General features: G+C 42.1%; 8 protein-coding genes. 6 read left to right on the plus strand and 2 right to left on the minus strand.

What is annotated here, in order from left to right; translation table 11 throughout:
- Positions 1-2 precede the first annotated feature (2 nt).
- A complete protein-coding gene (locus tag ATC1_RS03500) occupies positions 3-1,148 on the minus strand; it encodes a carbohydrate kinase family protein (RefSeq protein ID WP_062278424.1) in 1,146 nt (381 codons plus the stop codon).
- Positions 1,136-1,813, minus strand: a complete 678-nt coding sequence (locus tag ATC1_RS03505; RefSeq protein ID WP_062278425.1) for a D-lyxose/D-mannose family sugar isomerase — start codon at positions 1,811-1,813, stop codon at positions 1,136-1,138. Before ATC1_RS03505 ends, ATC1_RS03500 begins: the two co-directional genes overlap by 13 nt.
- A 445-nt stretch (positions 1,814-2,258) precedes the next feature.
- On the opposite strand from ATC1_RS03505, the gene ATC1_RS03510 reads away from it, so the two are divergent.
- The 6 genes from ATC1_RS03510 (at position 2,259) to mmsB (ending at position 11,011) form a co-directional block, all read left to right on the plus strand.
- Positions 2,259-3,284: a LacI family DNA-binding transcriptional regulator gene (locus ATC1_RS03510; RefSeq protein ID WP_062278427.1), complete on the plus strand. Its 1,026-nt coding sequence runs from the start codon at positions 2,259-2,261 to the stop codon at positions 3,282-3,284.
- A 274-nt stretch (positions 3,285-3,558) separates the two neighbouring features.
- Positions 3,559-4,869 carry a xylose isomerase gene (xylA, locus tag ATC1_RS03515; protein WP_062278429.1) on the plus strand — a complete coding sequence of 437 codons (1,311 nt, stop codon included), beginning with the start codon at positions 3,559-3,561 and terminating at the stop codon, positions 4,867-4,869.
- Positions 4,870-4,873: 4 nt separating this feature from the next.
- Positions 4,874-6,397: a xylulokinase gene (gene xylB, locus ATC1_RS03520; protein WP_062278431.1), complete on the plus strand. Its 1,524-nt coding sequence runs from the start codon at positions 4,874-4,876 to the stop codon at positions 6,395-6,397.
- Positions 6,398-6,804: 407 nt separating this feature from the next.
- On the plus strand, positions 6,805-7,899 hold the full coding sequence (gene chvE, locus ATC1_RS03525; protein ID WP_062278433.1) for a multiple monosaccharide ABC transporter substrate-binding protein: 1,095 nt from the start codon (positions 6,805-6,807) through the stop codon (positions 7,897-7,899).
- A 378-nt stretch (positions 7,900-8,277) separates the two neighbouring features.
- The gene (mmsA, locus tag ATC1_RS03530; protein WP_062278434.1) at positions 8,278-9,846 is read left to right on the plus strand and encodes a multiple monosaccharide ABC transporter ATP-binding protein; all 1,569 of its coding nucleotides are present in this window, start codon (positions 8,278-8,280) and stop codon (positions 9,844-9,846) included.
- Positions 9,830-11,011: a multiple monosaccharide ABC transporter permease gene (gene mmsB / locus ATC1_RS03535; RefSeq protein WP_062278436.1), complete on the plus strand. Its 1,182-nt coding sequence runs from the start codon at positions 9,830-9,832 to the stop codon at positions 11,009-11,011. The genes mmsA and mmsB overlap by 17 nt, the downstream gene beginning before the upstream one ends.
- Positions 11,012-11,234 lie beyond the last annotated feature (223 nt).

Here is an 11,234-nt window from a genome sequence, read left to right on the forward strand (position 1 = left end):
CTTTAAAACTCCGTTTTTATTTTCCAGTTTGAATTGATCCGGTCGCATAATTTATCCCACGATAAAAGGCCACTGAAGGCATCCGGTTGTTCACAACAGCATGCACCTGCACCTGCTGCGATTTTTAAAGTTTCTTCCGGTGATAAATCGCGAAGAAGCGCTGAAAGGAATCCAGCGATACAGGTGTCACCAGAGCCGCAAGTTCCTTTTACTTCCACTTCGAAGCAGGGTTGTTTTACAGATAAATTCTCCCAACTGGAAAGGTCGGAAGGGCAAGATGCTCCCATGGTTGAAAGCCGTTTCGTATCAGAAGTCCTTAAGAAGACTCCCCGGTATCCCATCTTAATAAGTATAACCTTACATCCCATTTCCAAGAGTTGTTGTGACAAATCGCGCAAGAGTACGTCATCCACATGTTTGATCAAATCACCAGTACTTGCCAATCGTTCATAAAGACTGCGATCGAGCATGAAAAGAATTTCTTCAATGCTAGGAAGAAAAAGGTCGACATATGGGAGCGTTTTTTGCAAAATTTTGTTCCATGGCGCTTGTCCGGATGAACGGGTAGGATCCGGTACGCACATGTCCATGGATGTCGTCAATCCATAGTTTTTTACTTTTTGATAAAGTGCGAGCAGTTCCGATCCCTCATCTGCAATCATTGTCCGGATCATCGGAGGATATCCGAAATGGAAAAGGCCGGCGGATTTCAGAAGTGCGTCATCAACATCCTTCGCTGTAAAATAATCGCTGGATCCGGGATGATGAAAAAATCTGCGATCCTGATTCCTTGGATTGATCACATAAGCATGGCCGGTCATATGATCAGAATCAACAATCAGTGAATCCAACAGCCGTTCATCAATCTTTCGATACAAATCCTTGAGAATTTCCGCGAAACTGTCGTTGCCGATTCTGCAGATAAGTTTTGTATCGATACCCAGCCGATGCATTGCCAATCCGGTGTTGGAGACAGAACCGCCAGTGCTCAATAGGGTTTCATCGGTTTCAATCAACTTCCCGGGTAAAAATTGGCGGTCAAAATCGGAACCTTCAATATTTTGCATGCCCGGGATGATATCCAGACAGACTAATCCTGCAGCTATCGCCGCATACCGCGGCTTTTTTGTTTTATCTATCGAATGCATCGATAATCTCCAATTAACGGATGATAAATCGGTTCGTCCTCTTCAATTTGCGGAAATCTTGGAATTGACTCGTAAAAGCGATTGTCCGTGTGATCATCGTTGATTTTTGATACTTCGCCTACTAAAACTTTACCTTCACCCCAGAAACTGTGATACAGTCTCTGCGGAAGTGTCACGCTTTCTCCTGGATCCAGCGAAAGAATGCTGCCTGCTTTTAAAACCGTGCGAATTCCATCCACGTAGACAGTGATCGGAGATTCCCGGTCAAATTCATCGTTTTCGGTTGCCTGATAAAATTGAAGTTTGAGTTTTCCACCGCCACGGTTGATGATATCCTCCACTTTATCCCAATGAAAATGGAACAGACAAACCTGCTGATCCTCCATGATCATAATCTTTTCACAATAGGGCTTCTCATAACCGGTCTCCTCAGTACTTCCGTTGCGAATGGTGAACAGAAAAAGACCTTTCTGATGGAATTGGTTTAACCCAAAATCTGTAACATCCCATCCTAATTCTTTTTCAAGAATTTCGTGAATTTCATTTTTGTCTGCTCTTTGCCATTCTTCCCATGTCCAGTCAGCCCATTTAGGTAAAAAAAAGCGGTTTTCTTCAAAAAATTTTTCTGCATCACGAATGATGGTATTGATTTCTGATCGTTTCATATATCTCCTGTTTTCTGATTTTTCAATCCATAGCATGTCGTTTTTGGAGTAAATCATAATATCTGAGTAATAAAAACGCAATATTCTTAATCCAACACCGGCTGTTCGAAAAAAGGATTAACGTTTCGAATCAATCAAGAAAAAAAATTGTTCTTTTCAAATTTCGAAATGCTGTGAACGTGCACGATTACCAAAAATCGATATATACTTGTTAAAAGAAAACATTTTCTGATTTCATCTGTAAAAAAGTCAGAACCAGCAATTCGAAATATCGATTGGACTCTTGATTGTTGTGAAGTTTTTATGCTTTGCACAAAAAAACCACAACAAAAAGTTTTGTCCGATTGATTCGAATAACAAGTCGATATTTTAAATTACTGAATCTGAACAACGGTTAGCGTCTTTCTTTAAATAAATTGCCGTGGTTTGTTACGGAGAGGAAAAAATGCCTGGATCCATAAAAGAAATTGCCCGAATTGCAAATGTCTCCCGCGGAACTGTGGACCGTGCACTGAATGATCGCCCAGGTGTGAATAAAGAAGTAGCCAAACGTGTCAAGGAAATTGCAAATGCGATGGGATACAGACCCAATGTCGTTGCCAAAGCATTGGCAACGCATCGGAAACCCACAGTCATCGGCGTCATCATTAACAGTGAAGGGAACCCTTTTTTTGACGATGTTCTGGCGGGAATTGATGCGGCAAAGCAGGAAATTTTCGATTTTGGTGTGAATGTGGTAGTAAAAAAAATGAAGGGCTATGATCCCAAACAGCAATTGAGTTTGATCCGGTCTCTGGTTGAAGATGGTCTGGATGCGCTGGCAATTACTCCCGTCAGCAATCCATCCATACGAGATGAATTAAATGGATTAATTGCTGCGGGAATCCGAATCGTTTGTTTCAATCTGGATCTGGCTGATGTGAATTATTTAGCTTACATTGGATGCGATTACTATAAGAGTGGAGAAACATTAGGCGGGATGATCGGATTTGTTACCGGTGGCAAAGCCTTATTGGGTGTTATTGCCTGCACCAATAATCTGGAAGGACACCGCAAACGTATTGAAGGATGCCGCAGTGTTTTAGCCAGTGAATATCCGGAAAGCCGCATTGTTGATATTATCGAAGCAGAAGATAACGATGAAATTGCGTATGAGAAAACTTTGAAAATGTTACTGGAACACCCTGAGATGAATGCATTATGTTTTAATGCCGGCGGAACAAGCGGCGGATTAAGGGCAGTTCGAGAACTTGGCTTGGAAAAAAAATTCAAAATCTTTACTTTTGATATGACGCCAGTAGTCATTGAAAGCATTCGAAATGGAATTGTGCAATCCACAATCTGTCAGCAGCCGTTCGAACAGGGTTATCAGAGTATAAAAATCCTGTTTGATGCGCTGATGAATAATCAGGTACCAAAGACAAATCATATTTATACCGAATTGAATGTAAAAATCCGATACAACATTTGACTTATTATCTGTGATTCGAACTTTACGAAGAATCACTCGCTGATGCGTTGTATTTGCGCATCGAACAAATTTTACAAAATTGCGAGTTTTTTCTCATAGCTGAGAGCTAAATTGTAGAAACCCTTCATTAATTATTGATGTAAAAATGTCATAGGATAATAGTTACATAAGACGGATTGACCAAATTGCGAAGATTTATAAAATTAAAGATTACAATAACGTGCACGTGCACAATTTTTTTCGAAATCGAATCGATGAATTGGGAAGGGATCACATGAAAGAATATTTTCCGAGTATTCCAAAAATTAAATACGAAGGTGCCGCGAGTGACAATCCGCTGGCATATAAATTCTACAATCCGGAAGAAGTGATTGCCGGAAAGAAAATGAAGGATCAATTAAGATTCTCCGCTGCTTATTGGCACACAATCTGTGCTGCAGGGTCGGACATGTTTGGCGCTGCAACAGCGGATAAGACCTTTGGGAATACTGATCCGATGGATTTAGCAAAAGCCAAGGCTTATGCTTTTTTTGAAATCATTGACAAACTGGGTATTGAATTTTTTGCTTTTCATGATCGGGATATTGCTCCGGAAGGGACAACGCTCAGCGAGTCGAACAAGAATCTGGATGTCATGGTTGATCTCTTCGAATCCCTGATGAAAGAGTATGACAAAAAACTTTTATGGGGAACGGCTAATATGTTCAATAATCCGCGATATATGCACGGAGCTGGAACGTCCTGCAACGCGGACGTATTTGCATATGCTGCAGCCCAGGCAAAGAAAGCAATTGAAGTTTCTGTTCGTTTAAATGCCTCTGGATATACATTTTGGGGTGGACGCGAAGGCTATGACACACTGCTGAATACCAATATGGGTTTGGAAGTTGATAATATGGCTCGTTTCCTGAAACTGACAACGGAATATGGCCGCAGCATCGGCTTCAAAGGCGCCTATTATATCGAACCAAAACCGAAGGAACCAACCAAACACCAATATGATTTTGATGCGGCGACTGTCATTGGATTCCTGCGGAAATATGGTCTGGATATGAAACTGAATCTGGAAGCAAATCATGGGACACTTGCAACCCATACATTTCAACATGAGCTGCGCGTTGCCAGAACCGAAGGATTTTTCGGATCTGTGGATGCCAATACCGGCGATTTGCTGTTAGGCTGGGATACTGATCAATTCCCGAATGATGTTTATGATACAACGCTGGCGCTTTACGAAATTATTAAAGCCGGAGGATTCACAACCGGTGGCTTGAATTTTGACTCCAAGGCGAGACGTGCTTCCTTCAAGCCGGAGGATGTTTTCATTTCTCATATTATGGGGATGGATTCCATGGCGTTGGGCCTGCGCTTTGCAGACAAATTGATCAAAGATGGTCGGATTGACAAGTTCGTTGAAGAACGATACGCCAGTTATTCGAGCGGAATCGGCAAGAAAATTGTTAATGGCACTGTCACAATTCAGGAACTGGAAAAATATGCGCTTGAGCAAGGCGATGTGAAAACGAATCAGAGCGGTCGACAGGAATACCTGGAGGGCGTTATTAATCAAGTATTATTCGGATAATCCTATGGCGTATTTGATTGGTGTAGATCTTGGAACAACCGGGACAAAGACCGTTCTGTTTGACGAAACAGGAAAAATTTTCGGTTCAGTAACCTTCGAATATCCTTTATATCAGGAACATAATGGCTGGGCGGAACAGGAACCGGAAGATTGGTGGAATGCTGCAAAAAACAGTATTAAAGCTGTTCTTGATCAAAGCAAAGTCAATCCTGCTGAAATTAAAGGCCTGGGTATTTCCGGACAAATGCACGGTCTGGTCATGCTGGATAAGGATGGGAATGTTTTACGCCGGTCAATTATCTGGTGTGATCAGAGAACTGCGAAAGAATGCGAGCAGATTACGGAAGCTGTCGGAGCAAAACGGCTGATCGAAATTACTGCAAATCCCGCTCTTACCGGTTTTACTGCTTCAAAAATCCTCTGGGTCAGGAATAACGAACCGGCGATTTATGAACAATGTGCTCACATATTGCTGCCTAAAGATTTTATCCGCTATCGACTTACCGGCGAGTTTGCAACGGAAGTCTCCGATGCATCTGGTATGCAGTTGCTCGATGTGCCCAACCGCTGCTGGTCTGAAGAAGTATTGCAAAAACTGCACATCGATCGATCACTGCTCGGTAAGGTTTATGAATCTCCGGAAATTACAGGCGTCCTTACGAATAAAGCTGCTGGTGAAACTGGATTGAAACCTGGTACTCCGGTTGTTGGTGGCGCAGGTGATAATGCCGCTGCGGCAGTCGGCACCGGCGTAGTTCGGGATGGACTTGCTTTTACAACAATCGGTTCCTCCGGTGTGGTTTTTGCGCATTCCTCCAGTATCACGATTGATCCGAAAGGACGCGTTCATACATTCTGCTGTGCGGTTCCGGGAGCCTGGCATGTTATGGGTGTCCATCAGGCTGCCGGGCTATCGCTTAAATGGCTGCGGGATAATGTGTGTATTCCGGAAATGGCTGAGGCTGAAAAGCTGGGAGTCGATCCCTATGTCGTAATGGGTGCAGAAGCGGAAAAAGTAGCCTTAGGATCGGAACGTCTGATTTATCTCCCATATTTGAATGGGGAACGGACGCCTCACCTGGATCCGAATTGCCGGGGTGTATTCTTTGGTTTGTCCGGTATGCATCGACGTCCACATCTCATTCGTGCGGTCATGGAAGGTGTGAGCTATTCATTGCGGGACAGCATCCGAATTCTGCGTGAGATGAATGTTGAAATTTCTGAGATGATGGCTTGCGGCGGCGGCGGTAAAAGCCCATTATGGCGGCAAATGCTGGCGGACAATTATCATTGCCGTGTAAAAACTGTCGATACGCAGGAAGGACCTGCTTTGGGCGTCGCTATTCTGGCTGGTGTTGGAGCGGGATTGTTCCATTCAGTGCCAGAGGCTTGCGAAGCTTTAATCCATAGTGATGTGGTGCAGGATCCAATTGCAGAAAATTCGAATTATTATGATCGGGCGTATCCGTTATATCAAAAGCTGTACGCAGATTTGAAAAATTCATTTGATCAGTTGACGACTTTGTAATATTTTCGTTATTGGAAATACTGAATTGCTGTTTGAATTAATCGGGAAAAATTGGTTGTTGTGATGTTTTTACGCGAAGCGCAAAAACATCACAACAACCAGTACTCCACCTCATATTTCGAATTGCTGTAATCATTTGATATTAAGGTAAATTTGATTATTTTCGGTTAAAATTGGACTTTAACAATTTGCAATAGATTTATCATCATGTTTTTGGAAAAAGCAGTGTTGGTCATTGATCCTGAACGAGCGCTTTTATCTTATTTTTCTATGAATATATGTATAAATTTAAGAAATATAACATGATGATTGGTACTATACGAAATGCAGAATAATATTACAATTCTATACTGTCTAATTTATGCCGGATTTTTCCGGGATAATAAATTAATAAAGGAGAGGTATAAATGAAAAAGTTAGTTGTTGTTTTGTTAGCATTAGCAGTTCTTATGTCTTTTGCCCCTGTATTTGCAGAAGGTGAATTAGTTGGTGTAGCTATGCCTACCAACAGTCTCCAGCGCTGGAATCAGGATGGTGATAACATGAAAGCTCAACTGGAAGCAGCAGGCTATAAAGTTGATCTTCAATACGCAAACAATGATGTTGCGATGCAGATTTCACAAATTGAAAACATGATTACAGAAGGCTGTGACGTGTTGGTTATTGCATCGATCGACGGCGGCGCATTGGGTGATGTTCTGAAAACCGCAACAGAAAACGGGATTAAGACAATCGCATATGATCGTCTGATCACTGGAACCGAATATGTTGATTACTATACCTCCTTTGACAACTACAAAGTAGGTACAATCCAGGGTACATTCATTAAAGAAGCCCTTGATCTCGACAATGCTGCCGGCCCGTTCAACATCGAATATTTCGGTGGATCACCGGACGACAACAACGCCCACTTGTTCTATCAGGGTGCAATTGATGTGCTGCAGCCATATATTGACGCAGGAAAACTTGTCAATCCTTCCGGTCAGAAAGATTTCGAAACCGTCGCGATTCTTGGCTGGGGTACTGATGATGCCCAGGCTCGTATGGATACTCTGATTAACGGTTGGTATACCAGCGGAACAAAATTGGATGTCGTTCTTTCCCCGAATGACTCCTTAGCCCTTGGTATTGCAAACTCCCTGACCGCTGCCGGTTTCACAAAAGAAAATTGGCCGATCATCACTGGTCAGGACTGCGATATCCCGAATACCGTCAACATTATCAAAGGTTTACAGTCCATGTGCGTTTTCAAAGATACCCGCACACTGGCAGCACGCACTGTTACAATGGTTGGTCAGATTCTTTCCGGCGCTGAAGTTGAAGTCAATAATACCGAAGATTATGACAACGGCGTCAAAGTTGTTCCTTCCTTCCTGTGCGATCCAGTATTCTCGAATGTAGATAACTACAAAGAAATTCTGCTTGACTCTGGCTACTATAGCAAAGAAACCAATCCAGAAGCTTATGCAAAGATTACGGAAGCAGCAGAAGCCGCGAAATAATCGGGTAATTTAGAATCGATACGAAGGCAGTGTGGGTAGCCATACTGCCTTCAATTTATACTTGATCACTTGATGCAGTTTTTGTTCAGCGTTTCTAAATATAGATTTGCTGATTGAATCAATCGGGAAAAAATTGTTGTTGTTATGTTTTTGCGCGTAGCGCAAAAACATAACAACAACAAAGAATCCTATCTTATAATTCGAATTACTGAATTTTATTTTTACAAGTTGAAATATTAATTGCAGACTATAGCATCGAAGCGACCGAAATCATTTAATAATTTATCCCTTTGCAATCATCATTTCAGCCTGATAAATCTAAAATAAACAACCTGACCCATATCAGGTTATTCCATAAATGTGAAGGAGAAAAGCTTAATGGAAAAGATACTTCTGGAAATGCAATCGATCATTAAGGATTTCCCTGGTGTCCGCGCACTCGATAATGTCAATTTACAGGTTCGAGAAGGCGAAGTTCATGCATTGGTTGGCGAAAATGGTGCCGGCAAATCAACGCTGATGAACATTTTAAGCGGCTGGTATGGATACGGAACCTATGAGGGAAAGATTATCTATGATGGAAAGGAATGTGAATTTCACAGTCTGAGCGATAGTGAGAAAGTTGGAATCGTCATTATCCATCAGGAATTAGGCTTAATCCCGTATCTGTCTATCGCTGAAAACATGTTTCTCGGAAATGAAACAGCAAGAAAAGTGGGGCTGTTGAAAGTTATCGATTGGAATGAATGCCACAATAAAGCGATTGAGATGTTGAATCGTGTTGGATTGGATGAAAATCCAGAAACACTGATTAAGGATATCGGTGTCGGCAAACAACAAATGGTTGAGATTGCCAAGGCAATGGCAAAAAATGTGCGGCTCCTCATTCTGGATGAGCCGACTGCATCCTTGAACGATCAGGACAGTGAGCATTTGCTGGAACTCATTCGCGGTTTGAAAGAAAAAGGTGTTACCTGCATCATTATTTCTCACAAACTGAATGAAGTGGAGAAAATTGCTGATGCGATTACGATTATTCGTGACGGTACAACGATTGAAACACTTTATAAAGGCATTGACGAATTCACGCAAGCTCGCGTTATTAAAGGGATGGTTGGCCGGGAAATGAAAGATCGTTATCCGAAACGCGTTCCAAAAATCGGTGAAGTCTGTTTCGAAGTAAAAAACTGGAATGTAGAACATCCGCTTTTTGAAGGAAAGAAAATCATTGAGAATGCGAATTTCAATGTACGGAAAGGTGAAATAGTCGGTTTCGCTGGATTGATGGGTTCAGGCCGTACGGAATTGGCAATGAGCGTTTTTGGCAAGGCTTACGGGAAAAATATTTCTGGTACGATCATAAAAAACGGACAAGAAATTGTGTTGGGCGATATTTCGGATGCGATTTCCAAGGGAATCATGTACTTGACTGAAGACAGGAAAGGTTCCGGATTAAATGCGATTGATGATATTCGACATAATATTACAATTGCAAACCTTCAGACAATCAGCAACGGCCGCGTAATCAATCAGAATGAAGAGATTAAAGTGGCGGAAGAATACCGTGACCGACTGGCAATTCGATCGACCGGTATCTGGCAGACAGCGGGAACACTCTCCGGTGGAAATCAACAAAAAGTCATGCTCAGCCGCGGTTTGTTTGCAAATCCGGATGTATTAATCCTGGATGAGCCGACGAGAGGTATCGATGTCGGTTCGAAATATGAGATTTACAGCTTTATGAACAAACTTGTTGAAGAAGGGAAAGCGGTAATTTTTATTTCTTCTGAAATGCCAGAATTGCTCGGTATGTGTGATCGGATTTTTGTACTGAATGAAGGTCACATAATTGCAGAATTAACAGGTGATGAAATTTCGCAGGAAAATATTATGGAGAAAATATTAACGGATACCAGAGAGAGGTCAGAACATGGAACAGATCAATAAATCATTCAAAGCAAACATCCGACAGTATGGAATGATCATCGTTATGGTGGTCCTGGTGTTATTCTTTTATGCAACTACCGGTGGAAAATTTGTCAAACCGATGAATGTATATAACATTATCATGCAGAATGGTTATGTCCTGGTTTTGGCAATTGGTATGCTACTTCCGATTTTAATTGGCACCATTGACCTCTCTGTCGGTTCTGTCGTTGCAGTTATTGGATCCATTGCAGGCATCATGATGTATCGCTGGGGACAACCGGTCTGGCTTGCTTTAATCGTTTGTCTTCTGTGCGGTTTGATTATCGGTATTTGGCAGGGATTCTGGATTGCAATTGTTAATTTACCGCCGTTTATTGCCACATTAGGCGGTATGCTGATCTTCCGTGGAATAACACTGGTTTTACTGCAGGGTAAAACATTAGCTCCGCTGCCAAATTCCTATGTCCAAATCTCCTCCGGATATATACCCGATTATATTTCGCAGATTCTTGGGAAGGAAAGTAAACTTAATATTACAACGATGGTAATAGCTGCCATTCTTTGTTTTCTGGTATTGCTTGGCGAATTGCGTACACGCCGACAAAAATTGAAATATGGATTCCAAGCTTCTGGAATCGGGACGATATTATTCAAAGTAGCTTTGATTTCAGCGGCAATTCTGTTGGTTTCCTGGCGGCTTGCTTTATATAAGGGTATTCCTTTTGTTCTGGTCATTGTGGGCGTTCTTGCAATTTTTTACACCTTCATATTGAACAATACAACAATCGGCCGTCACATTTACGCGCTTGGGGGTAATGCCAGGGCAGCTGAACTCTCCGGTATCAAAGTCCGCAACGTTCGATACGGAATTTTTGTCAACATGGCTTTCATGAGTGCTGTTGCGGGTATCGTTTTTTCTTCACGCTTAAATTCAGCCAGTCCTCTGGCAGGCCAGAACTTCGAAATGGATGCGATTGCTTCATGCTACCTGGGTGGTGCATCCGCATCAGGCGGTATCGGAACGATCATGGGAGCGCTGGTTGGCGGTTTAATCATGGGTATTCTGAATAACGGTATGTCATTGATGGGAATTTCTTCGGATGTCCAACAGATCGTCAAAGGTCTGGTCGTGATTTTTGCTGTCGCTTCCGATATTCTTTCCAAAACAAAATCGTCGAAATAATATATCTATTTCTTATGCAATGCAAAAAGAGCTGATTTCTAATCAGCTCTTTTTAATACGCATGTGGTAGTCGATTGCTTCGCAGCATTTGTCATGACTAACTTTGCTCCTGTGTGGCTCGCAATACGAGGATTCAAAGCTGTAGAGCTCTCCTGAGTTTCTCACTTATTGAAAAAAAGCCCAATTTTACGCTCGAATTTGGTGATTTCAAGTAACTAATTCG

Origin of the sequence: Flexilinea flocculi (assembly GCF_001192795.1) — a bacterium.
GTDB lineage: Bacteria > Chloroflexota > Anaerolineae > Anaerolineales > Anaerolineaceae > Flexilinea > Flexilinea flocculi.